Source organism: Lysobacter niastensis (genome assembly GCF_031457115.1).
GTDB classification, from domain to species: Bacteria; Pseudomonadota; Gammaproteobacteria; order Xanthomonadales; family Xanthomonadaceae; genus Lysobacter_J; species Lysobacter_J niastensis_A.
The window spans coordinates 1,063,658-1,085,073 of the sequence record NZ_JAVDVY010000002.1 but is presented as its reverse complement, the minus strand read 5'-3'; the positions used below and the strand labels follow the sequence as shown (position 1 = coordinate 1,085,073).

General features: G+C 67.4%; 20 protein-coding genes. 10 read left to right on the top strand and 10 right to left on the bottom strand.

Annotated features, from left to right (window positions below; translation table 11 throughout):
- The first annotated feature begins 218 nt into the window (after positions 1 to 218).
- Together J2X06_RS14270 and J2X06_RS14265 are read left to right on the top strand one after the other, a co-directional pair.
- On the top strand, positions 219 to 1,514 hold the full coding sequence (locus tag J2X06_RS14270; RefSeq protein ID WP_310063658.1) for an ammonium transporter: 1,296 nt from the start codon (positions 219 to 221) through the stop codon (positions 1,512 to 1,514).
- A 222-nt stretch (positions 1,515 to 1,736) separates the two neighbouring features.
- Positions 1,737 to 2,678, top strand: a complete 942-nt coding sequence (locus J2X06_RS14265) for a DedA family protein/thiosulfate sulfurtransferase GlpE (RefSeq protein WP_310063474.1) — start codon at positions 1,737 to 1,739, stop codon at positions 2,676 to 2,678.
- A 247-nt stretch (positions 2,679 to 2,925) separates the two neighbouring features.
- Here the strand turns inward: J2X06_RS14265 and J2X06_RS14260 are convergent, their stop codons facing one another.
- The 3 genes from J2X06_RS14260 to J2X06_RS14250 all read right to left on the bottom strand — a co-directional run bounded on the left by J2X06_RS14260 (position 2,926) and on the right by J2X06_RS14250 (position 5,268).
- Positions 2,926 to 3,459: a porin gene (locus J2X06_RS14260; protein WP_310063472.1), complete on the bottom strand. Its 534-nt coding sequence runs from the start codon at positions 3,457 to 3,459 to the stop codon at positions 2,926 to 2,928.
- Between the two features lie 686 nt (positions 3,460 to 4,145).
- Positions 4,146 to 4,547, bottom strand: a complete 402-nt coding sequence (locus J2X06_RS14255; protein WP_310063471.1) for a DoxX family protein — start codon at positions 4,545 to 4,547, stop codon at positions 4,146 to 4,148.
- A gap of 19 nt (positions 4,548 to 4,566) precedes the next feature.
- Complete coding sequence (locus J2X06_RS14250) at positions 4,567 to 5,268, bottom strand: pirin family protein (protein ID WP_310063470.1); 702 nt, start codon at positions 5,266 to 5,268, stop codon at positions 4,567 to 4,569.
- A gap of 152 nt (positions 5,269 to 5,420) precedes the next feature.
- Between J2X06_RS14250 and J2X06_RS14245 the strand changes: the two genes are divergently transcribed.
- On the top strand, positions 5,421 to 6,329 hold the full coding sequence (locus J2X06_RS14245; protein WP_310063468.1) for a LysR substrate-binding domain-containing protein: 909 nt from the start codon (positions 5,421 to 5,423) through the stop codon (positions 6,327 to 6,329).
- Positions 6,330 to 6,373: 44 nt separating this feature from the next.
- Here J2X06_RS14245 and J2X06_RS14240 read toward each other — a convergent pair whose 3' ends face one another.
- A complete protein-coding gene (locus J2X06_RS14240; protein WP_310063467.1) occupies positions 6,374 to 8,491 on the bottom strand; it encodes an amylo-alpha-1,6-glucosidase in 2,118 nt (705 codons plus the stop codon).
- A gap of 10 nt (positions 8,492 to 8,501) precedes the next feature.
- Positions 8,502 to 9,560: a glycosyltransferase family 4 protein gene (locus J2X06_RS14235; RefSeq protein ID WP_310063464.1), complete on the bottom strand. Its 1,059-nt coding sequence runs from the start codon at positions 9,558 to 9,560 to the stop codon at positions 8,502 to 8,504.
- A gap of 168 nt (positions 9,561 to 9,728) precedes the next feature.
- Here J2X06_RS14235 and J2X06_RS14230 point away from each other — a divergent pair, with 168 nt between their 5' ends.
- A complete protein-coding gene (locus J2X06_RS14230) occupies positions 9,729 to 10,751 on the top strand; it encodes an SDR family oxidoreductase (protein ID WP_310063462.1) in 1,023 nt (340 codons plus the stop codon).
- 30 nt (positions 10,752 to 10,781) lie between these two features.
- Here J2X06_RS14230 and J2X06_RS14225 read toward each other — a convergent pair whose 3' ends face one another.
- Together J2X06_RS14225 and J2X06_RS14220 are read right to left on the bottom strand one after the other, a co-directional pair.
- Positions 10,782 to 11,576 carry an alpha/beta hydrolase family protein gene (locus J2X06_RS14225; protein WP_310063460.1) on the bottom strand — a complete coding sequence of 265 codons (795 nt, stop codon included), beginning with the start codon at positions 11,574 to 11,576 and terminating at the stop codon, positions 10,782 to 10,784.
- Complete coding sequence (locus tag J2X06_RS14220) at positions 11,566 to 12,666, bottom strand: DUF3182 family protein (RefSeq protein ID WP_310063458.1); 1,101 nt, start codon at positions 12,664 to 12,666, stop codon at positions 11,566 to 11,568. The genes J2X06_RS14225 and J2X06_RS14220 overlap by 11 nt, the downstream gene beginning before the upstream one ends.
- Positions 12,667 to 12,891: 225 nt before the next feature.
- Between J2X06_RS14220 and J2X06_RS14215 the strand changes: the two genes are divergently transcribed.
- From J2X06_RS14215 to J2X06_RS14200, 4 genes are all read left to right on the top strand, one after another.
- Positions 12,892 to 13,944: a two-component system sensor histidine kinase NtrB gene (locus J2X06_RS14215; RefSeq protein WP_310063456.1), complete on the top strand. Its 1,053-nt coding sequence runs from the start codon at positions 12,892 to 12,894 to the stop codon at positions 13,942 to 13,944.
- Positions 13,945 to 13,979: 35 nt separating this feature from the next.
- A complete protein-coding gene (gene ntrC, locus J2X06_RS14210; RefSeq protein ID WP_310063454.1) occupies positions 13,980 to 15,404 on the top strand; it encodes a nitrogen regulation protein NR(I) in 1,425 nt (474 codons plus the stop codon).
- 105 nt (positions 15,405 to 15,509) lie between these two features.
- A complete protein-coding gene (locus J2X06_RS14205; RefSeq protein WP_310063452.1) occupies positions 15,510 to 16,103 on the top strand; it encodes a superoxide dismutase family protein in 594 nt (197 codons plus the stop codon).
- A 4-nt stretch (positions 16,104 to 16,107) separates the two neighbouring features.
- A complete protein-coding gene (locus tag J2X06_RS14200) occupies positions 16,108 to 16,608 on the top strand; it encodes a GNAT family N-acetyltransferase (RefSeq protein WP_310063450.1) in 501 nt (166 codons plus the stop codon).
- Positions 16,609 to 16,615: 7 nt separating this feature from the next.
- On the opposite strand, the gene J2X06_RS14195 is transcribed toward J2X06_RS14200, so the two are convergent.
- Both J2X06_RS14195 and J2X06_RS14190 read right to left on the bottom strand, forming a co-directional pair.
- Complete coding sequence (locus tag J2X06_RS14195) at positions 16,616 to 16,942, bottom strand: low molecular weight protein tyrosine phosphatase family protein (RefSeq protein WP_310063656.1); 327 nt, start codon at positions 16,940 to 16,942, stop codon at positions 16,616 to 16,618.
- Positions 16,943 to 16,970: 28 nt separating this feature from the next.
- On the bottom strand, positions 16,971 to 17,873 hold the full coding sequence (locus J2X06_RS14190; protein ID WP_310063448.1) for a hypothetical protein: 903 nt from the start codon (positions 17,871 to 17,873) through the stop codon (positions 16,971 to 16,973).
- A 109-nt stretch (positions 17,874 to 17,982) separates the two neighbouring features.
- Here J2X06_RS14190 and J2X06_RS14185 point away from each other — a divergent pair, with 109 nt between their 5' ends.
- Together J2X06_RS14185 and J2X06_RS14180 are read left to right on the top strand one after the other, a co-directional pair.
- Positions 17,983 to 19,260 carry an acetyl-CoA C-acetyltransferase gene (locus tag J2X06_RS14185; RefSeq protein ID WP_310063447.1) on the top strand — a complete coding sequence of 426 codons (1,278 nt, stop codon included), beginning with the start codon at positions 17,983 to 17,985 and terminating at the stop codon, positions 19,258 to 19,260.
- 80 nt (positions 19,261 to 19,340) lie between these two features.
- Positions 19,341 to 20,135, top strand: a complete 795-nt coding sequence (locus J2X06_RS14180; protein WP_310063445.1) for a DUF2071 domain-containing protein — start codon at positions 19,341 to 19,343, stop codon at positions 20,133 to 20,135.
- A 20-nt stretch (positions 20,136 to 20,155) separates the two neighbouring features.
- Here the strand turns inward: J2X06_RS14180 and J2X06_RS14175 are convergent, their stop codons facing one another.
- Positions 20,156 to 21,406, bottom strand: a complete 1,251-nt coding sequence (locus tag J2X06_RS14175) for a heme biosynthesis protein HemY (RefSeq protein WP_310063443.1) — start codon at positions 21,404 to 21,406, stop codon at positions 20,156 to 20,158.
- Positions 21,407 to 21,416 lie beyond the last annotated feature (10 nt).

The window sequence follows — 21,416 nt, the reverse complement described above, 5'->3', positions numbered from 1 at the left end:
CTATGAACCAGATTCGCACATACGAGTTTGCAGAATCCTCATCCCCGCGCAGGCGGGGATCCAACAACAGGGGAAACGACACAATGACAGGCGTAGAGGCGCTGGATCCCCGCCTTCGCGGGGATGACGGCAACAGGTTCTGGACGCTTTCGCTGGATGATCGCCATCGCATCATCGAAGCATTCAAGCGCCCGCGAGCGCTGCCAGCGTTGATCGCGATGGCGGCTCTGGCAATACCAGGCTTCGCGCTCGCGCAGGAAACGGCCGCCGCCGCTGCACCGGTCGTCGACAAGGGCGACGTCGCCTGGATGCTGACCTCGACGTTGCTGGTCTTGCTGATGACCGTGCCCGGCCTGGCGCTGTTCTACGGCGGCCTGGTGCGCAGCAAGAACGTGCTGTCGGTGCTGATGCAGGTGCTGGCGGTATTCTCGCTGATCGTGCTGCTGTGGGTGGCCTACGGCTACACGCTGGCGTTCGGGGGTGGCGGTGCGTTCATCGGCACGTTCGACAAGCTGTTCCTTTCCGGCGTGACCAAGGAAACCCTGGCGGCTACCTTCACTGCGGGCGTGTCGCTGCCGGAGTACGTGTTCGTCGCGTTCCAGTCGACGTTCGCCGGCATCACCGGCGCGCTGATCGTCGGCGCGTTCGCCGAGCGCATCCGCTTCCGTGCGGTGCTGCTGTTCTCGGCGTTGTGGTTCACCTTCGCCTACCTGCCGATCGCGCACATGGTCTGGTACGGGCCGGACGGCTGGCTGTTCGCCAAGGGGGCGATCGATTTCGCCGGCGGCACGGTCGTGCACATCAATGCCGGCGTCGCCGGACTGGTCGGCGCCTACCTGGTGGGGCGCCGCGTGGGCTACGGGCGCGAGGCGATCAAGCCGCACAACGTCACCTTCACGATGATCGGCGCATCTCTGTTGTGGGTGGGCTGGTTCGGCTTCAACGCCGGTTCCAACCTCGAAGCCACCGCTGGTGCGGCGTTGGCGTTCCTCAACACGCTGCTGGCGACCGCGGCGGCGGCGCTGGCATGGAGCCTGGTCGAGGCGGTGGTGAAGGGCAAACCGTCGATGCTCGGCGGCGCGTCCGGCGTAGTGGCGGGACTGGTCGCGATCACGCCGGCCTGCGGCACGGTCGGCCCACTCGGTGCTATAGCCATCGGCGCCATCGCAGGTGCGCTGTGCGTGTGGGGAGTGACCGGCCTCAAGCGCCTGCTGCGCGCCGACGACGCGCTCGACGTATTCGGCGTGCATGGCCTGGGCGGCATCATCGGCGCGCTGCTGACCGGCGTGTTCACCGCGCCGTCGCTCGGCGGTACCGGCGCGGCGGACTTCTCGATCGCGCACCAGTTCGGCGTGCAGGCATTGAGCGTCGGCGTCACGGTGGTGTGGTCGGGCGTGGTGTCGGTGCTGGCGTTCCTGATCGTCAAGGCCGTGGTCGGCCTGCGCGTGGCCGAGGAGGCCGAGCGCGAGGGCCTGGACATCACCTCGCATGGCGAGTCGGCCTACGAGAGCTGAAGGCCCGGGGTGCGCGCCCGTCTTCCGGGCGCGCACCAGGCATCGTTCCGTAGCGGTAGCCGATGCTCAGGGCGACATCGGAAGGCGGGCCGAGGCCCGCCCTACGAGAGGCGCGCCCTGTTTACGTGCGAATTGCGGAACGCTCTGTAGCCCAGCCGGCACGGCATGGGGGCGTGCGTCGCGACGTATCATGGGCGTCTCGAAAATCCCGGTCGTCCCTCCATGGACACGCTGCTGTACCTGATCGCCACATACGGCTTGCTGGTGGTGGCCGTGAGCGTGTTCCTGGACCAGGGCGGCGTGCCGGTTCCCGCCTATCCGCCGATCATCGTCACCACGTCCATGGCCCTGCAGGCCGGCGAAAGCGTGTGGCCGATCCTGATCGTGTCCACCCTCGCCGCGGTGGTCGCGGACTGGTTGTGGTTCATCGGAGGACGGCGCCTCGGCGCGAAGCTGGTGCGGCTGATGTGCAAGCTGTCGCTGTCGCCGGATTCATGCGTGCTGCGCACGCGCGGCGTCTACGGACGCTGGGGGCCGGCATCGCTGATGGTCGCCAAGTTCGTGCCGGGCTTCGCCGCGGTCGCAACCACGCTGGCCGGCGAAACCGGCGTCAGCACCCGTCGCTTCCTGATGTTCGACACGATCGGCGCGTTGTTGTGGTCGGGCCTTGCGGTCGCGCTGGGCGTTCTGTTCAAGGACGTCGTTGAAAGCGTGCTGACGCAATTGGACGAGCTCGGTCGCTACGGCCTGATGCTGGTGCTGGTCCTGATTCTCGGATTCATCCTGTGGAAGTGGTTCAACCGCCATCGCGTGCTGCAGCAGCTGCGCATGGCGCGGATCACGGCCGATGAGCTGCACGGACTGATCGAGACCGGCGGTGCGCCGCTGATCCTGGATGTGCGCTCGAACGAGCGGCGCGAAAGCAGCGGCTGGATTCCAGGCGCGGTGTTCGTCAATTCCCTGTCCGATGTGACGTTGCCCGATCAGGATCAGGTAGTGGTGTACTGCGATTGCCCAAACGAGCTGTCGGCGGCGGTGTTGGCGCGCGAACTGCAGAAGCGCGGATTCCGACGCGTGCGGCCGTTGGCCGGCGGCTTCGATGCGTGGCGTGAGTCGGGACGGCAGGTGGCGCTGGCTTCGCCGATGGCGACCGAGAATGCCTGAGGTTGCGGGGCCCTTCTCGTAGCGCTTGACCACAACCCGTTGGTAGCCAAGGCAGAACCCCCTATCACGATTGCGGACGAAGGTTCCCGGAGCAAGATGAGGGGGGCTTTTGCGATGATCGGACGCTGGCTCGCGAGCGCATCTTCGAAAAGTGCGGCCGCACAAACAGAAAGCCGCCGACCCAAGGCCGACGGCTCGCTGCTTTCTTCCCACGCTGCGCATCCGGCGCAGCGTCAATCGCCTTCGATCAGAAATCGAAGCGAACCTGCAGCTGGGCCAGGTCCTGGTCCAGGTCTTCCATCTCGAAACGGCTGTACTCGCCGCGCATCGCGACACGGTCGGTGAGTTGATACTGCACGCCGACGCCGTAGGTCGGATCGGTGCCGCTGTCGTCGTCGGTGCCGGTCAGGCCGGGGATGGCGTCGTCGATGTTCCAGCGGTGGAAGCCCGCTTTCGCGTAGGCGGAGAACTTCTCGGTGATCGGCACGCTGCCGACCGCGGTCAGGTAGAACGAGTCGGCTTCCAGCTCAGGGCCGGCGATGTCCGGCGAGATCTTGCCGAAATCGGCGTAGCCGCCTTCGAGCGCGAAATATTTGTTGAACTGATAGCCACCGAACACCGAGAACGCGGTGTCCTCGTCGTCGTAAGTCTGCTCGTCGACGAACGATTGGCCGACACCGGCGCCGGCGTAGAAGCCCTTGTCGGCGGCCTGGGCGGAAAGCGCGGAGACGCCGAGGACGGCGGCCAGCAGCGCGCGGGACAGCATCTTGTTCTTGCTCATTGCATGGGTCCTTCAATCGGTCGCAGGAGGGGGAAGCCTGCGAGCCTGGCGACGGGCCCCGGCCCAATGCCTGGACTGCCGTCGCTGCAGGACCTTTCTATGGGCATGGCCGTTGCAACCAATAGGAGATATCGGGCACGAAGAATCCCGTGGTCGGAACAATGATTCAGTTGCGTTCAAGCTGGCATGTCGTATTGCCACGCAACCGCAACCGGACGCGCCGCATAACGTCGAAACGTCGGCTGACGGCGATGTCGACGCGCACGCACGCGCGTGACCACGATCGTTCACTTGGCGCCCGCGACAGCATCCGCACGGCCTCGAGACCGACGCGGTGTTGCGCGCGCTGCCCCATCGGCTCTCGGCGGTACGCCATGCCGCAGTTCAACCGCCGTGCTGGCAGCTGTCGTGGTCGGCTGAAGGAGCGACGCATAAAAAAGCCGCTGCCCGGCGGGGGAGGGGTATCCGGGCAGCGACAGCGGGGCGCGCCGTCAGTTGGAGGCGACGACGCACCATGGCATCCGGGCGATGGTCAGGAGCCGTCGCCGGATGCACAGAAATTTGTGTCGAAGATGTTCTTGCGTTGTCCGCACTCCCGCGCACTCCTCTGCGACAAGCATGCAACGAAGGCAGCGCATTGGATTGCACCCGCGTGCGGTCATCGCAACGCGGATGCCCTGGCACGATTACTGCCGCTTTGCGGTGCTGCGATCGAACACCAGCAGCATGCCGCCGAGGATCGCCGCGTTCTTCAGGAAGGCGGTCAGCTGTTCCTGAAAGTGCGCATCGTCGGCGCTCCAGAAGCCGTGGAAGATTGCCGTGACCGGAACCAGGAACGCGGCCAGCGCCAGCGCGGCCCAGCGCGACTGCCAGCCGATGACCAGCAACAGTCCGCCGATCACTTCGACGGCGATGGTCAGCGTGAGCAGCAACGACGCGAACGGCAGGCCGGCGCTGGCCATCCAGCCGGCGACGCCGGCGAAGCCGAAGATCTTGCCGATGCCCGAGACCACGAACAGCGCGCCCAGCAGCGCGCGCCCGATCCCGAACAGGGTATTGGACGAAGAGGTGTTGTTGACGGTGTTCATGACGATGTCCTTGGATATTTCAAAGCGGAAGGTCGAACAGGAGCACTTCGGCGTCCTGCGCGTGGTCGAGGGTGACTTCGGTTTCGTCGCTGATCTTCAGGGCGTCGCCACCGGACAGCGCGATGCCGTTGACGGTCAAGTCGCCACGGATCACGTGCACGTAGGCACCGCGACCGGCTTGCAGCGTGTGGGCGATGCGATCGGTGCCGTCGAGGATCGTCGCGTACAGCCATGCGTCCTGGTGGATCAGCACCGAGCCGTCGCGACCGTCCGGCGAGCCGACCAGGCGCAGGTGGCCGCGCTTGGTATCCGGTGCGAAGTGCTTTTCCTCGTAGCTGGGCGCGATACCCCGCTGCGAAGGAATGATCCAGATCTGCAGGAAGTGCACCGGCTCGCTGCGCGAGTGGTTGAACTCGCTGTGGCGCACGCCGGTGCCTGCGCTCATGCGCTGCACGTCGCCGTAGCGGATCACCGAGCCGGTGCCCAGGCTGTCCTTGTGTTCCAGCGCGCCGCCCAGGACGTAGGAAATGATCTCCATGTCCTGGTGGCCGTGGGTACCGAAACCCTGTCCCGGCGCGACGCGGTCCTCGTTGATGACCCGCAGCGGGCCGAAGTGGACATGGTTCGGGTCCATGTACTCGGCGAAGGAAAAGCTGTGGTGGGAGTTCAGCCAGCCGTGGTTGGCCAGCCCGCGGTCTTCGCTCTTGCGAACCTGCAGCATGTTGGCGCTCCTGTTATGTGCGAATATTTCGATCGTGTGGCCGGTGGCTCGGTGGCTTTCAATCGCCATGCCCTTCGGTTGCCGCGCAGTATCCGCTCGGCGGAAGCGCTTGAAAAACGGAAAGATTCCGTTCCAATCATCGAAAAAATCGAATGCTCAGGATCAGCCTCGAAGCCCTGCAAGTACTCGACGCCATCGACCGGCGCGGCTCGTTCGCCGGTGCCGCGAAGGAGTTGCATCGGGTGCCTTCGACCATCTCCTACGTCGTCGGCAAGCTGGAGGACGATCTGGGAGTGCAGCTGTTCGAGCGCCTCGGACCGCGCGTCGCGCTCACCGATGCCGGCCACGAACTGCTGAAGGAAGGCCGCTACCTGCTGAAGGCAGCGCAGGACCTGGAGCTTCGCGTGCGCCGCGTGGCTTCAGGCTGGGAAACCGAATTCGCCATCGGCATGGATTCGATGCTGTCGCCGCTGGGGTTGGTGGCGGATATCGCCGCGTTCTACGCCGTCGCCGACCAGACCCGGTTGCGCGTGGCCACCGAGGCGCTGTCCGGCACCTGGGAGGCGCTATTGGACCGGCGCGTCGACCTGCTGGTCGGCGCGGCCGGCGAGGGGCCGTCGGGTGGCGGCTACATCGCCGAGCCGATCGGCGTCGTGCCTTTCGTATTCGCGGTCGCGCCCACGCACACGCTCGCCAAGGGCAAGAAAGTGCTGGCCAAGGCCGACCTGCGCGCGCATCGCGCCATCGCCGTCGCCGACTCGGCGCGCAACCTGCCGCCGCGAACGACCGGCATGCTGTTCGGCCAGGACGCGTTGACCGTGCCGGACATGCGCAGCAAATACGCCTACCAGGTGGCGGGAGCCGGCTTCGGCTTCCTGCCGGAACACTACGCCCGTCCCGGCATCGAGGCCGGCCTGCTGGTGGAACGCCAGGTCGAGGAGCCCAAGCCGCCGGAAACCTTCTACCTGGCCTGGCGCAGCGACGAATCCGGCGCGGCACTGGACTGGTGGCGCACGCGGATGCGCGAACCGGGCGCGCTTGACCGCTTGCTCCAATCGTAGGGCGGGGCTCGGCCCGCGAACACTGTGGCGCCTCGCGCAGTCCCTCAGGCGCGAATCCGCACCGGCACGTGACACGCATCGCGACCTTCCACGAACACGCCGACGCGCTCGTTGAGTCGCTTCAATACCAGATGAATACGGTACGGGCCGATGGGAATGTGGCGTACCACCACCTCGTCGATGCCGACGGGCAGTTGCGGCCTTTCGATGGCGACCTCACCGCTATTGCCGTCGATGCTGATGCCCAGGCAGGCCTGCACCAGCATGAATGGCGAGCCGGCCGCCCACGCCTGCGGCAGGCAGGCCACCGGATACGCCACCGGCGCGCTGCCAGGCGTGCGCGCGAAACCGCAGAACAGCTCGGGCAAGCGCATGTCGAAATGCACTGCAGACTCGAAGGCGCCGCGTAACAACCGCGTCGCGGCCTGGCGTTGGCCGTAGGCGGCGATGCCGGCCGCGCAAAGCGCCGAATCGTGCGGCCACACCGAGCCGTTGTGATAGGACATCGGGTTGTAGTGCGTCTCGCCCTGTGCCAGCGTGCGCACGCCCCAGCCGCTGAAAAATGAAGTGTCCAGCAACTGCTCCGTCACCTGCGCCGCGCGCCCGGCATCGGGCAGTCCGCTGTACAACAGGTGTCCCGCGTTGCTGGCACGCACCGCGCACAACTCGCCGGCCGCATCGATGGCGATGCCGTAGTAACCGCGCTCGGGTATCCAGAAATGCCGTTCGACTTCGGCGCGCATGCGCTCGGCGCGCCCCAGCCAGCGCGCGACCGAAGCCTTGTCGCCACGCACGCGCGCCATGTCCGCCATCGCGCGCAGCGCCGCGAAGACATAGCCCTGTACCTCCACCAGCGCGATCGCGCCCTGCGGCGGTCGGCCATCGGCGTGGAAGACCGAATCGGAACTGTCCTTCCAGCCCTGGTTGGCCAGGCCGCTGTCCTGGCCGCGCGCGTAGTCGAGGAAGCCGAACGGATTGGCATCGCAGACGCGTTCGATCCAGCCCGTGGCAGCGACCAGCTGCGGCCAGATCGAGTCGATGAACGCCTGGTCCCCGGTGCGGTGCAGATAGGCCCCGGCCAGGCCGATGAACAACGGAGTGGTATCCACGCCGCCGTAGTAGCGCCCGAAAGGCAACTCGCCGAGCGTCGACATCTCGCCCTTGCGCGTCTCGTGCATGATCTTTCCGGGTGCGGAATCCATGAACGAGGATTCCTCCTGGGCCTGGTGGCTTGCCAGGAACGCCAGCACGCCGCGCGCGAGGCCCGGATCCAGCCACAGTGTCTGCAACGCGGTGATGACCGCATCGCGGCCGAACGGCGTGGAAAACCACGGCACGCCGGCGTAGGGGTAGGGTCCGGTCTCCAGTTCGCTGGTCAGCATCGCCAGGTCGGCGCGCGAGCGGTCCATCCAGTCATTGAACAAGGGCCCTTCGCTGCAGATGCGGGCGCTGCTGCGCGCGCGCTTGCGCATGCGCGAGCGCGCCAGCGCCGCCGCGGCGCGAAAGCGATCGCGAGCCGGCAGCGCCATCCCGTCGCCGACTTCGATGTGGATGGCCTGGCGCCCGCCAGCGGGTAGCCCGATCTGGAACTCCACCGTGCCACCGGCAACGCGCAGCGGCTTGGTCGAGAATGCAATCGACGAGCTGCGAAGCGCCGAATCCAGCCCGCGATAACGGAAGATCTCGCCGTGTTCGAGCACTTCTGTCGGCAGGATTTCGCCACGGCGCGAGCGCGTGCTGCCGCGCACTTCGAACATGTCGGAGAAGTCGGCGTCGACCTCGAACGTCACTGGCACATGCGCCGGGATGCTGCCGTAGTTGTGCAGCATCACCCGCTCGTAGAGGCGGTCCGCGTGCAGGAACCGCATGCGTTTGATGTAGACCAAGCCCTGGCCGGTGGAAGCGTCGTTGCCGAGCGGCGGCAGCTGGCGGTTGGTCAGGTGCGCGACGAAGAACACGTTGTCGCGGGTCACGTACGAGCTCAGCAGCATCGGCGCGCTGTCGCCGAGAACCAATCGATACCGCGACAGTATCCGCGTGTCGTTGTGGAACAGGCCGTCGGCGCCGCCCTCGACGTCCCCGAGACGAGTGGCGATGAGGAAGCTGTCGCCATCCTTCAGCACGTAACTGGTGTTCAACGAAGCGGAGGCGGCCGGATCCATGCCCGGCGCCCTAGGCGATCAGGCGCTGCAGGGCATCGTCCTGCTGCAGCAATTGCTGGTAGGTATCCACATAAGACGCGGCCATGACCCTCGCGCTGAACCGGTGCTCGAAACGCTCGCGGATCGCGCGCCTGTCGAGCGCCAGCACGGCGGGCAGCGCGTCCACGGCCTGCTGCACGGATTCGACGATGCACCCTGTCACGCCCGGCTCGATCACCTCGGGAACCGAGCCACAGTTCCAGGCTACTACCGGCGTTCCGCACGCCATCGCTTCGATCATCACCAGGCCGAACGGCTCCGGCCAGTCGACCGGGAACAACAGCGCCAATGCATCACCGAGGAACTGGCCTTTCTGGTCGTCCGATATCTCGCCGATGAACTCGACGCCTTCGCCGTCGAGCAGCGGTGCTATGTCGCTTTCGAAGTACGCCCGGTCGACCGCGTCGATTTTCGCGGCGATCCGCAGCGGGATTCCCGCCCTGCGCGCGATGATGATGGCCCGGTCCACGCGCTTCTCGGGCGAAATCCTGCCGAGGAAGGCCAAGTAGCCGCCGGCGGGTGTCGGCGAATAGTGCAGCAGGTCGGAGGGGATCCCGTGATGGATGGTGCCCACCCAGTTGACGTTGCCCAAGGGTCCGCGCTGACGGTCCGAGATCGAGACCAGCGGAAACTGCGGCCAGCGACGATACGCCTGCGGCAGGTCTTTCAGGTCCAGGCGGCCGTGCAGCGTGGTGACAGTCTTGCCGGCGCAGTCCTCGAAGAACGGGTAGTGCAGCAGGTCCACGTGGAAATGCAGCATGTCGAACTCATGCGCGCGTCGGCGCACGTCGTACAACAGCGTCATGTGCGCCGCCAGGTCGGATTTGAGGGGGGCCGGATCCAGCCGGATCGCCTGGTCGCGCATCGGCGCGAGCGTCGCGCGCGTGCGCGTGTCGGCCGATGCAAACAGCGTTACATCGTGTCCTGCGTCCACCAGCGCGTCGGTCAGATACGCGACAACCCGCTCGGTGCCGCCATAGAGCAGGGGCGGAACAGCTTCATACAGCGGTGAGATCTGAGCGATTCGCACGCGAATGAAGTTACGGCATCGCTCGTGTAGAAAATGTTGCGCGGACGCCGCGGTTTCGCTGAACAGGCTTCGCACACGAGTCGGGCAACAACGACCTTGCGTCCCCTTCACATGCGTATACGAGCTTCATTCCGAAACTCATGCCGATACCGAATTTGAGCGATGCCCATGAGCAAGCATGAGAGCGCAAACACCACTGGGCACAAGCCGGCGTCCGTGCGACGGACCGTGAGCGACCAGCGCGCCATCCAGGGCCGCATCGATCGCAAGGATGCGAAGAAGTCGCCGGCGAGGAAATCCGCGGGGGAAAAGAAGGCGCCGGTGCAGGCAGGCGTGCACAAGCAGCCAGAGCCGCCCTTGCCGGCGCAACATCTGCGCAAGCCCGGCATGGAGTCGGAGCTTGTTCTGAAACCGCGCTACCTGGCCCCCGAATACCGCGGCAGCGGGAAACTCGAGGGCATGGCCGCGCTGGTGACCGGGGGCGATTCCGGAATAGGCCGCGCCGTCGCCGTGCTGTTCGCGCGCGAAGGAGCCGACGTGGCGATCGCTTATCTCAGCGAGCACGAGGATGCGGAGGAGACACGCCGGCAGGTCGAGAAGGAAGGGCGGCGCTGCATCGCCATCTCCGGCGACGTCAAGGACGCGCGGTTCTGCGAACAGGCCGTGACGCAGGCGGTGAAGGCGTTCGGGAAGCTCGACATCCTGGTCAACAACGCCGCGTTCCAGGAGCACAGCCACAGCCTGGAGGACATCACCGACGAGCACCTGCAGGAAACCTTGCAGACCAACATCGCCGGTTACTTCCACATGGCGCGCGCGGCATTGCCCTACATCGGGCGCGGCGGATCGATCATCAATACCGGGTCGGAAACTGGACTCTTCGGCAACAAGGACCTGCTGGACTACTCCGCGACCAAGGGCGCGATCCACGCCTTCACCAAGTCGCTGGCGAGCAACCTGCTCGAGCGTGGCATCCGCGTCAACGCCGTGGCGCCGGGGCCGGTATGGACGCCGCTGAATCCCGCCGACAAATCCGCCGACAAGGTGGAGAAGTTCGGCCAGGCTAGCGACATGGGCCGGCCCGCGCAGCCAGAGGAGATCTCACCGGCCTACGTGTTCCTGGCCTCGCCCGCGTGTGCTTCCTACATCAGCGGCATCGTGCTGCCGGTGATGGGCGGTCCATACGGATAGGCACGACGCGCGTCGCGCCGTTCGGATGATTCAATTGTCGGGCATTGAGTCAGGTGCCCGCTCGCGCACCCGAGTCGCGGCGATCTCCTCGCGCGCGCCCATGATCATCTCGCGCAGCCATTTGCACAGGATCGCGTTGTAGGCCTTTTGCGCCGGGGGCGCATTGAAGGTGTGGTCCGCTCCATCGACCTGGCGTCGCGTCAGTGAGCGAACATGCACGAACGCGGCCACGTAGTTGTTCATCACCATGTGGGGGACCACGTCGTCGTGTTCGGCCTGCACCAGCAGCACATCGCCTCGGAAATCGGCGCAGGCACGAAGGGCCTCGTTCTCCTGCCAGTCGACGCGCCGGCGCCGGTACGCGGGAAGGTCGGCGTCCATATGCAACTGGCGCTTGGCCTGGTGCCATCCTTCGTCCTTGTAGATCGCCGGGGAGCGCAGCGCGAGCCAGCGCACCGGGCGACGCGCGGTCAGCAGCGTGGACAGGTAGCCGCCGTAGCTGATGCCGGACACGGCGATCGAAGCCGGGTCGACGTTGGGCTGTGCCGCCAGCCAGTCGTAAGCCGATAGCAGGTCCGCCAGATTCTGCGCCCGGCTGACGTTTTCCCATTGCATCGCGGTGCGCTCGTGGCCGCGCAGGTCGAAGGTCAGGCATACGCAGCCCAATCCGGCCGCCTCGCGCGCCCGCACGAGATCCTGCCGCTGGCTCCCGCCCCAGCCGTGCACGAACAAGACGCCGGGCAACGCCGAGGCCGGCGAGAGCACGGACCCGCAGATGCAGTCCTGCTCGACCTTCAGTTCCAGCGATTCGAGCCTAACGTCCATCCCGATCGTCCAGGCCGCATTTGACCAGTGAGTACTTGGTGAGGGCGCCGACGGCCGGATCGATGGCGGAGAAATACACCTCGGCCCTGGGCGGCGGATCGATCAGATCGTAGACCTCGTGCGACGAGGCGCGCACGCGGTGCAGCGTCGGATCCGCCGCGAACGCAGCCAGTGCGCTCACTTCGGCGGGCGTCGCGCCGCCGATGCGCCAGGACTGCTCGAGCACGCCATGCGCAAGCGCGCCGTCCTCGCCACGCCCCGCCGCGACATCGTAGTTACGGCGCGACGCGAACAACTGAGGATATCTGTCGGCGATGGCGGCGTCGTAGTGCATGGTCAGGCCCAGCACCTTGCGTTGCGCGGGATCCGTCGTGGCATCGAGCAACTCCTCGAACCTGCCTCGCACGCAGGTCAGATCCGAGCCGCCGTAGACCTCGTGGCCCTTGTGGTTGCGGGTCAGTCGCTGCACGCCGACATAGGCGATGGTCAGATCGCCGACGCGTACCGTCCCGACGCTGTAGGTCTCTACGTCCTGGAGATTGATCTCCAGCACGACGCCGAGCTGTCGGGTCGCGTCTTCGTCGAGATCATCCAGGGCGGCATCGAGCTCGGCCGCCGTCGTCGCGACCGACTGATGCAGGCCGCCGATGCCCGCGCCCGGCTTGACCCGGATCGCGGCGTGGCGCTTCAACAGCGCGATGCCCGCCTCGCGCGCGTCGTCGCGGCCGAACGCCGACCTGCCCGGCAGAACCACGGATTCGAGCGAACGGGCCAGGTCCTGCGACCAGCCCTCGGGAACGACGCGTGCGTTGTCGATGAGCGTATGCGAGATGGCCTTGCTGGCCACGAAGCGGTGGGGAACGACGCCGCCGAGCAGGTCCCGCTCGGTCGAGATGCGCAGCTGCCGCGCGCGGTCCAGCAGCAAGGTCGATTGCGGCACGAAATAGAGGCGGCCGCCGACCGCCATGTCCGGTTCGTAACGGCCCGCATAGCGATACCCCAGCAGGTCCGCGACGCGCTGGGCGATCCAGCGCCGCGTCGCCGGCTCATGCTGGGCCCGCTTGGGGACGTCGTCCGGCAGCTCGACCACGGCGCCATCGGTGTCCGTCGGGGGATCCGATGACGCCGATGGCCGCGAAATCGCGCGAGGGTGGTGCCGGCCGCTCATCCGCGCGTGTCTGGATCGGTCATGCGCATCGGCACCGACGATACGAAAGGGGCGGCAACGCGACGTGACGGCAGAAGTGCATCGTACTGGTGCGAACTGGACGTGCGCCCCGGCGTCCCAGGCGCAGTTTTGCACTACGATGGTGCAATGAGTTCCGTCGCGCCCGAATTCGACACGTTGACCACACCCCTGGCATGGAGCGACGGGGCCGGGGTCATCGCCGGTTGCAACACCGCTTTCTCGCGCTGGCTGGGGGTCAGTGCCCGGCGCCTGCAGGGCTGGCCGCTGGCCGGACTGGACTCGGGTGATGGCCGGCTGGCCGAAGCGCTGCGGCGGGCCAGCGATGACAGCGCGCCGCTGCGGGTGCGCCGCGGCCGCCTTCGCTACAGCGACGGCGAGGAGTGCTTCGCCGACCTGTGGCTGAGCCGGCGCGAGGACGGCGGGTGGTTGTTGGAAGCCCATCCGGTCGACGAGTTTCCCGGCGACGATCCGGCGTTGTTGTTGCCGTCGGCGATTTCGGCCTCACTCAAGGGGCTCGCGCACGAATTGCGAAATCCGCTGGCCGGACTCAAGGGCGCCGCGCAGTTGCTGGCGCGCCGCATCGATCCCGATGCCGGCAATGGCAACGCGCGCGAACTTGTTTCCATGATCGGCAGCGAGGTCGAGCGCCTGACCGCCCTGGTCGATCATCTGCTGACACCGGCCCCGCCGCGTCCGCATGCGCGGGTGAACATCCACGCCGTGCTCGAGCGCGTGCTGCGGCTGGCCGAAAGCGAGGCCGGTTGGGCCGTGCGCCTGCTGCGCGACTACGACCCGAGCCTGCCCGAGTTCGACGGCGATGCCGACCGGCTGGTGCAGGCGGTATGGAACCTGGTGCGCAACGCGATCGAGGCCGGCGCCACCCACGTCACGCTGCGCACGCGCGCCGAGCACGCCGTGCGCATCGCCGATGTGGTGCATCCCATCGCGTTGCGTCTGGAGATCAGCGACGACGGGCGTGGCGTGCCCGAGGCATTGGCCGAGCAGCTGTTCCTGCCGCTGGTTTCGGGCCGTGCCGAAGGCAGTGGCCTCGGGTTGGCACTGGCGCAGCAGGTCGCGCGCGAGCATCGCGGTTCGCTGGTGTATCGCTCGCGGCCGGGGCACACCGTGTTCACGCTGCTGCTGCCGATGGCGTTGGAGGAAAGTGCCGATGGCGCTTGATGCTGATATGAACAACCACGCCAGGCGAGGCGATCATGTCCGATAACCCTGCGCGCATCTGGGTGGTCGACGACGACCGCAGCGTGCGCTTCGTGCTCGCCACGGCGCTGCGCGAGGCCGGCTACGACGTCGACGGCTTCGAAAGCGCACACGATGCGCTGGACGCGCTCGACGAACGTGCGGCGCCCGACCTGCTGTTCACCGACGTGCGCATGCCCGGGCAGGACGGTCTGGCGCTGCTCGACCGCATCAAGGCGCGCCTGCCGCGGTTGCCGGTGATCGTGATGAGCGCCTACACCGACGTCGCCAGCACCGCCGGCGCCTTCCGCGGCGGCGCGCACGAATTCCTGTCCAAGCCATTCGATCTTGACGACGCCGTGGCCTTGGCTGCGAGCACGCTCGGCGCGGTCGAACAGGCGCAGGCGCCCGCGCGTGAGGGCGCGGCGACGCAGTCCGATGCACTGATCGGCGACGCCCCGGCGATGCGCACGCTGTTCCGCGCGATCGGACGCCTGGCGCAGGCACCGTTGTCGGTGCTGATCACCGGCGAGACCGGCACCGGCAAGGAACTGGTGGCGCGCGCGCTGCACCGCGAGTCGCCGCGCGCGCGCAAGCCCTTCGTCGCGCTCAACACCGCGGCGATCCCGGCGGAGCTGCTCGAGAGCGAACTGTTCGGCCACGAGGCCGGCGCCTTCACCGGCGCGACGCGTCGCCATGTCGGCCGCTTCGAGCAGGCCGACGGCGGCACGCTGTTCCTCGACGAGATCGGCGACATGCCGCTGCCGTTGCAGACTCGCCTGCTGCGCGTGCTGGCCGAAGGTGAGTTCTTCCGTGTCGGCGGCCGCGAACTGATCCGCGTCGACGTGCGCGTGATCGCGGCCACGCACCAGGACCTGGAAGGACTGGTGGCCGATGGCCGGTTCCGCGCCGACCTGCTGCATCGCCTCGACGTGGTGCGCCTGCGCCTGCCGCCGCTGCGCGAACGTCGCGAGGACATTCCGCGCCTGGCCGAGCGTTTCCTCGCTGCGGCTGCGATCAAGTTCGAAGCGCCCGCCAAGCGTCTGTCGCAGCCGGCGTTGGACCGGTTGCTGGCCTACGACTGGCCTGGCAACGTGCGCCAGCTGGAGAACCTGTGCTGGCGGCTGGCCGCGTTGGCGCCTGCCGACACCGTCACCCGAGCCGACATGGACGATGCGCTCGACACGGCATCCGCGCCTGTGCGCAATGCGAGTGTGTCGGCGGAGGACGATTGGGAAAGCCGCCTGGCGGCCTGGGCCCGCGAACAACTGGCGCTGGGCAACGACGGCCTGCATGCGCAGGCGCGCGAGCGATTCGAGCATGCCCTGTTCGAAGCCGCGCTCGAACACACCGGCGGCCGCCGCAGCGAAGCGGCGGCCCGGCTTGGCCTGGGACGCAATACGCTCACGCGCAAGCTGGGTTCCGGCCGCAAGCGACCCTAGCCAACCCACCACGACATTTCCGTCGTGGGCATTCACCATGATGTTACCCGCGCAGGGCTAGGCTTCGCGCTCGCCATGCAGGAACCAGGTCACAAGGAGACTCAGATGAAGACCCTATTGCTCGCCGCCGCTACCGTCCTGGCTGTTTCCGCCTGCAGTTCCAATCCGACGACGAGTGCGCCGCCGTCTTCGTCTTCGACGTCGAAGACGACATCGGCATCGGCATCGGCATCGGCATCGACCGCAAAGGCCGCCGTCGTCAACCTGGCCTCGGCCTCGGGCAGTCTGGTCAGCGGTCGGCTCAGCGTCACGCCGATGGGCGACGGCGTGCATCTCACCGGTGAGATCGGCGGCTTCACCCCCAACAGCGTGCACGCCATCCACATCCACGAGAAAGGCGATTGCAGCGCGGCCGACGCGAGCAGCGCGGGTGGGCACTTCAATCCGGCCGGCTCGCCGCACGGCAAGGTCGACAGCGGCGCGCACCACGGCGGCGACATGGACAACATCACCGCCAATGGCGAGGGCGTGGCCAAGGTGAGCGTGCACGCTGCCGGCGTCACGCTCGGCGGTGGCGCGGCCAACGACGTGGCCGGCAAGGCGGTGATCGTCCACGCCGCACCGGATGACTACAAGACGCAGCCGACCGGGAATGCCGGTGGCCGGCAGGCTTGTGGGGTCATTACGGTCACGCAGTAGGCCCATGGCCACGCACCTGCGCATCCGCGAAGCCCACGCACGCGATCGCGACCTGCTCGCCGAATGGGCGATCGCCATGGCGTGGGAAACCGAGCACAAGAAGCTTGACCCGGACACCGTGCGCCGCGGCGTCGCGGCCGGCATCGCCGATCCAGCCAAGGCGCGCTACTTCATCGCGATGGACGAGGCCGACGTCGCTGGTCGCGAAACCATCGCCGCACCGGTTGGCACGCTGATGCTCACGCGCGAATGGAGCGACTGGCGCGATGGCGAGTGGTGGTGGATCCAGAGCGTGTACGTGCCGTCGGCGCATCGGCGCAAGGGCGTGTTCGCCGCACTGTACCGACATGTCGAGAAACTGGCGCGCGACAGCGCGGGCATAATCGGGTTGCGACTGTACGTCGAGCGCGAGAATGACAATGCCCGCAAGACGTACGCATCGCTGGGCATGGTCGATGCGGGTTACGCGATCTTCGAGGCGGAATTCGAACGAACCAAACCGTAGCCGCCGGTCAGGGCAGGTGCGGGGGCACCTTGCCTTGCAGCAGCCGGATCAATTCCGGATCCATGAACTCGTAGTTGTCGGGGATGTCGAGGCAGACGATGCGCTTGCCGCCCAGGTGCGTCCGGAAGCGCGCCGAGAGCTTGGAGCGGTGCGCACGTTCCATCACGAAGATCAGGTCCGCCCACTGCAGCAGCTCCGGCGTCAGCGGATTGTCCGCACCGACGTTCAATCCCGCCGACGCCGTTTCGATGCCGGGCCAATCGGCGAAGACCTGCTCCGCCGTCGGGCTGCGCAGGCGGTTCTGGCTGCAGAGGAACAGGACCTTGCGCATGATCGTGTTGCGGACGATCTCGCAGGCCGCGTCAATCCAGGGACTCGCGACCCTCGGCGATCGCATGCACGAAGTTGACCGGAATGCCGTGAGCGCCCAGCACGGCCGCGATCTGTCGCTGCCGCGCCTGGAAATGCTGGTGCTGGCGTTCCAGCTTCTCGCGGCACTCGTCCGTACCGCACGGCGCGTCGGAGGCGTAACGGGCCTTCCAGGCGCGCGGCTCGAACAGCGCGATGCGCGCTTCGCCGCCGACGTAGTGCACCAGCGGCTCCGGCGGCGCGTCCAGCCATTCCTCGCCTTCGGGCTGCAGCAGCGCGGTTTCCAGCAGGGGCCACAACGGCGAGAGGCCGGCGTGGTCGTATTGCATCGCCATCATCGCGGCCAGGTCGTGCACGGTCAGGTAGCGGGCGTGTTCCACGCGCAGGCCGAAGGCCTCCTGCGCGGCCAGCGCGGTATCGGCGCCGGCCATGCCGCGTTCCAGCAGCTCGCGCTCGAACGCCTCGCCCACGCTCGTGGCGATATCGACATCGCCGCCCAGCACGAACGGCACCAGTCGCAGCGGACCGCCGGCGAAATCGGCCGATGGCGCCAACGCACCGGGCAACTGTTCTTCATGCGCGCCGAACGCCACCACCCGCGCTTCGGCCCGGCCCGGCGCCCGCGCGGCCAGCTGGTCCAGTTCACGATGCAGCGGCCAGCCGGGACGCAGCAGCTCGACCGGGTCGTAGTGGGCGCCCACCGTGACCAGTTCCAGCGACGCGGCCTCGGGCGCGAACCCGGACAGGTCGCGCGCGATCAGATCGGCCAGCGCCCCGACCTCGGCCTGCGACAGGGCCTGCCGTGCCACCGGCGCATCGCCGCGTAGCTCCAGGGCGAGGGCCCCAAGCACGTGCAGCGTGGCGGGAGCGGGGGTGGTGTTGTTGGCGAAGCTCATGGATACGGTGGCGTTTGGTCGCACGCGAAGGCGGCGCTACACTGCCCCCATTATGCCCGGCGGTCGTTACGGTCCCGGCAACTCCCCCAGGTTCCATCGAGGTGCACTGATGCGTCCAGCCCGTCCCGTCGCCGTACTTGGCGGCGTCCGCATTCCGTTCTGCCGCCAGAATTCGGCCTACGCGGATGTCGGCAACCTGGGCATGTCGGTCCGGACCCTGGGCGCCCTGGTCGAGAAGTACGGCCTGCACGGCCAGCAACTCGGCGAAGTGGCGATGGGCGCGGTGATCAAGCATTCCAGCGACTGGAACCTGGGCCGCGAGGCCGCGCTGTCCTCCGGCCTGTCGCCGCTGACGCCGGGCATCACGTTGCAGCGCGCCTGCGGCACCTCGCTCGACTCGATCGTCCATATCGGCAACAAGATCGCCGCCGGCCAGATCGAGGTCGGCGTCGGCGGCGGCTCGGATACCACCTCCGACGTACCGATCGTGTACGGCCAGAAGCTGCGCCGCCGTATTCTGGAGGCCGCGCGCGCCAAGACGCCGCGCGACAAGCTCGCGGCGTTCAAGGGTTTCCATTTCCGCGAGCTCAAGCCCGAGTTCCCCGGCGTGGCCGAGCCGCGCACCGGCAAGTCGATGGGCGATCACTGCGAGGACATGGCCAAGCAGTGGAACATCTCGCGCGATTCGCAGGACGAGTGGGCCCTGTCGTCGCACAAGAAGCTCGCCGCGGCCTACGACCGCGGCTTCTTCGATGACCTGGTGGTCAGCTTCCGCGGCGTCTCGCGCGACAACATCCTGCGCGCCGACAGCACGCTGGAGAAGCTGGCGTCGCTGAAGCCGGCGTTCGACAAGACGTCCGGCCGCGGCACGCTGACGGCGGGCAATTCCACGCCGCTGACCGACGGCGCCTCGGCCTGCCTGCTGGCATCGGACGAGTGGGCACGATCGCACGGCCACGAAGTGCTGTGCTACCTGCGCGACGCACACGTCGCCGCGGTCGACTTCGTCCACGGCGAGGGCCTGCTGATGGCGCCGACCGTGGCGGTGCCGGAGATGCTCAAGCGCAACGGCCTGACCCTGCAGGACTTCGACTTCTACGAGATCCACGAGGCGTTTGCGGCGCAGGTGCTGTGCACGCTGCGCGCGTGGGAGAGCGAGGAATACTGCAAGAACCGCCTCGGCCTGGACGCGCCGATGGGCCGCATCGACGTGGCCAAGATCAACCCGAACGGTTCCTCGCTGGCGGCAGGACATCCCTTCGCCGCGACCGGCGCACGCATCGTCGCCACCGCCGCCAAGGAGCTGAAGCAGCGCGGAGGCGGCCGCTGCCTGGTGTCGATCTGCACCGCTGGCGGCATGGGCGTGGTGGCGATACTCGAGCGCTGATCCGCACGCCGCAGCGGATGGGGATCGCACCAGGCAACAGGGAATTTGCCTACCCGCGCACGGGTTGGTGGGGCCATCGGGTGCGACAGATCCTGACCTGCCGCTGGCTGCTGCGCGCTCGGCGGAGGGTCTTCGCGCATCTGCCCTTCATGCCGCTCGTCAGCGACGTGCAAGACGTCGTGTATCTAAATTGGGTGGTTCCCCTGGATCGGGTGCAATCCCTGGTTCCGCCAGGGTTGTGCCCCTGGCAGCGCGATGGCATGACGGTGCTGACCGTGTTGACCTATCGGCATGGACACTTCGGCCCGCCCGTGCCCAAGTGGCTGCGTCGCGTTTTTCCTTCGCCGCTGCAGAGCAATTGGCGCCTGTATCTCGAAGATTCGGCACGGTACAGCGAAGCGGTGTTCTTCATCGACAACGTGATGGACAGCTTGCCGTACACCGCCGGGGCGAGGTTGTTGAGCGATGCGCTGCCCACGCACCTTGCCGACAAGTTTCGCCACACCACGACGGGCGATGTTTATGAAACGCTGATCGTTGCCGGAGAGGGCAGCGCGCCCGACTTTCGTTGCCGCGCCGAACGAGTCGATGCACGGGAATTGCCAGACACCTTGCAGGCCTGGTTCACAAGCTGGGAGGACGCCGTCGCCCGCCTGACGCTGCGTCAATGCGCGATAGCGCGCGTGCCCGACATCCAACGGCTTGCCATCGCCGGCATTGATCTACCGGTCGATGTTGCCCAGGTGTTGCCGCTGACCCTTCAGCCCGGGTCGTTCCACAGCGACGCGCTGCACGCGATCATTGGCGATGCATTGCCGTTCTGCTTCGCCGTGCCCGAAGTAAAGTTCGGGGTCCTGTGGGAACGCCTTCTGTAGTCTGGTGCTGGGCGACGGCGTTAGCCGCGCAGTCGCGGCACGCCGTGCTCGTCGCGTTCCTCGACGACGGCTTCGTCGAAGATCCTCTGGCGCAGATCGCGCCCCGGCAACTCCTGCGTCGCCTCGCCGCGCGAGGCGCGCAGGGCATTGAGGTAGCAAAGACGGGCGTTGGCCTGGTCGCCGGCCTGCGCGAAGCCGTGGCCCAGCTCTTCCCAGGCTTCGCTGTGCGCGCCCTGTGCGAGCGCACGATGCAGGTAGCTTTCCGCCTGCGACCACTGGCCCTGCGCGCGGGCCAGGCGTGCAAGCGTCACCAGCAGTGCGGGGCTGCCCGGATGCGCAGGCAGCCAGCGCTCGGCATTGGCGCGGCGCGATTCCAGCCGACCAATCGGCAGGCGGCCGTAGAGATCGGCAAGCGATTCGTCCCAGCGTGAATCCAGCGCCTGCTCGATGCTGCGGGCCGCCGCTTCTTCCCAACGCATGGCGGCAGCGCGCTCGGCGTATGCCGCGACCGAAGCAGGATCGTTGCGCAGAGGCTTGGGCAACGCTTCCCAGCGGTCGGCCAGGACGTTGGCGTCGGCGGCTTGGCGCAGCGAGGCGGCGGCCCATTGCGCTTCCAGTTCGGACAGGCGCATGGCCGGCAATGCCTGCTGCTGGCGCAGCGCGCCAAGCAATCCGTAGGCTTCGTCGGCACGGCCCAGCGCGACCAGCGTCTGTGCGCGCAGGGCCAGTCCGCGCGGCGGCAGCGGTGCGGCGACGGGCGCATCGAGCGCCGCCAGTGCGTCGGCCGGACGCCCTTTGGCGAGGGCGACTTCGGCGGCGGAGATGGCGTGCGCCGAGGCGGACTCCAGGGCCAACGCGTCGAGTTGGCGCTGCAGTACCGCATCATCGCCGCGGGCCAGCGCGGCCTGCACTGCGGCTGCGCGCGCGACGGTGGCGACATCGTGCTGCGCTGCAGCCAGCGACAGTTGTTTCTCGGCGCGGCTCCAGTGTCCCTGGTGCAGGGCATCCAGGCCGTCGATCAGGCGCGCGCGCGCCTGCTTCTTGCGATGCCGGCGCAGGGCGACGAACGGCAGGCTCAGGACCTTCCACAACACCCACGCCACCGCCGCGGCGGCCAGCACCAATGCGATGGCCTTGGGCACGTTGGTGGTGTAGTCGTTGCCGCCGTAGCGCACCAGCACGTAGCCCGGATCCTGCAGCAGCAACTGCGCGAGCAGCGCGCCGGCCAGCGCCAGTACGATCCAGAACAGCAGGTTACGGAAGAGGTTCATGCGGCCTCCT

Excerpts from the sequence above, each read along its gene's own strand:
- J2X06_RS14245 (WP_310063468.1), top strand. The coding sequence starts at position 5,421 with ATGCTCAGGATCAGCCTCGAAGCCCTGCAAGTACTCGACGCCATCGAC.
- J2X06_RS14265 (WP_310063474.1), top strand. The coding sequence starts at position 1,737 with ATGGACACGCTGCTGTACCTGATCGCCACATACGGCTTGCTGGTGGTG.
- J2X06_RS14260 (WP_310063472.1), bottom strand. The coding sequence starts at position 3,459 with ATGAGCAAGAACAAGATGCTGTCCCGCGCGCTGCTGGCCGCCGTCCTC.
- J2X06_RS14225 (WP_310063460.1), bottom strand. The coding sequence starts at position 11,576 with ATGGACGTTAGGCTCGAATCGCTGGAACTGAAGGTCGAGCAGGACTGC.
- J2X06_RS14200 (WP_310063450.1), top strand. The coding sequence starts at position 16,108 with ATGGCCACGCACCTGCGCATCCGCGAAGCCCACGCACGCGATCGCGAC.
- J2X06_RS14215 (WP_310063456.1), top strand. The coding sequence starts at position 12,892 with ATGAGTTCCGTCGCGCCCGAATTCGACACGTTGACCACACCCCTGGCA.
- J2X06_RS14255 (WP_310063471.1), bottom strand. The coding sequence starts at position 4,547 with ATGAACACCGTCAACAACACCTCTTCGTCCAATACCCTGTTCGGGATC.
- J2X06_RS14240 (WP_310063467.1), bottom strand. The coding sequence starts at position 8,491 with ATGGATCCGGCCGCCTCCGCTTCGTTGAACACCAGTTACGTGCTGAAG.
- J2X06_RS14190 (WP_310063448.1), bottom strand. The coding sequence starts at position 17,873 with ATGAGCTTCGCCAACAACACCACCCCCGCTCCCGCCACGCTGCACGTG.
- J2X06_RS14270 (WP_310063658.1), top strand. The coding sequence starts at position 219 with ATGGCGGCTCTGGCAATACCAGGCTTCGCGCTCGCGCAGGAAACGGCC.
- J2X06_RS14230 (WP_310063462.1), top strand. The coding sequence starts at position 9,729 with ATGAGCAAGCATGAGAGCGCAAACACCACTGGGCACAAGCCGGCGTCC.
- J2X06_RS14175 (WP_310063443.1), bottom strand. The coding sequence starts at position 21,406 with ATGAACCTCTTCCGTAACCTGCTGTTCTGGATCGTACTGGCGCTGGCC.
- J2X06_RS14185 (WP_310063447.1), top strand. The coding sequence starts at position 17,983 with ATGCGTCCAGCCCGTCCCGTCGCCGTACTTGGCGGCGTCCGCATTCCG.
- J2X06_RS14250 (WP_310063470.1), bottom strand. The coding sequence starts at position 5,268 with ATGCTGCAGGTTCGCAAGAGCGAAGACCGCGGGCTGGCCAACCACGGC.
- J2X06_RS14205 (WP_310063452.1), top strand. The coding sequence starts at position 15,510 with ATGAAGACCCTATTGCTCGCCGCCGCTACCGTCCTGGCTGTTTCCGCC.
- ntrC (WP_310063454.1), top strand. The coding sequence starts at position 13,980 with ATGTCCGATAACCCTGCGCGCATCTGGGTGGTCGACGACGACCGCAGC.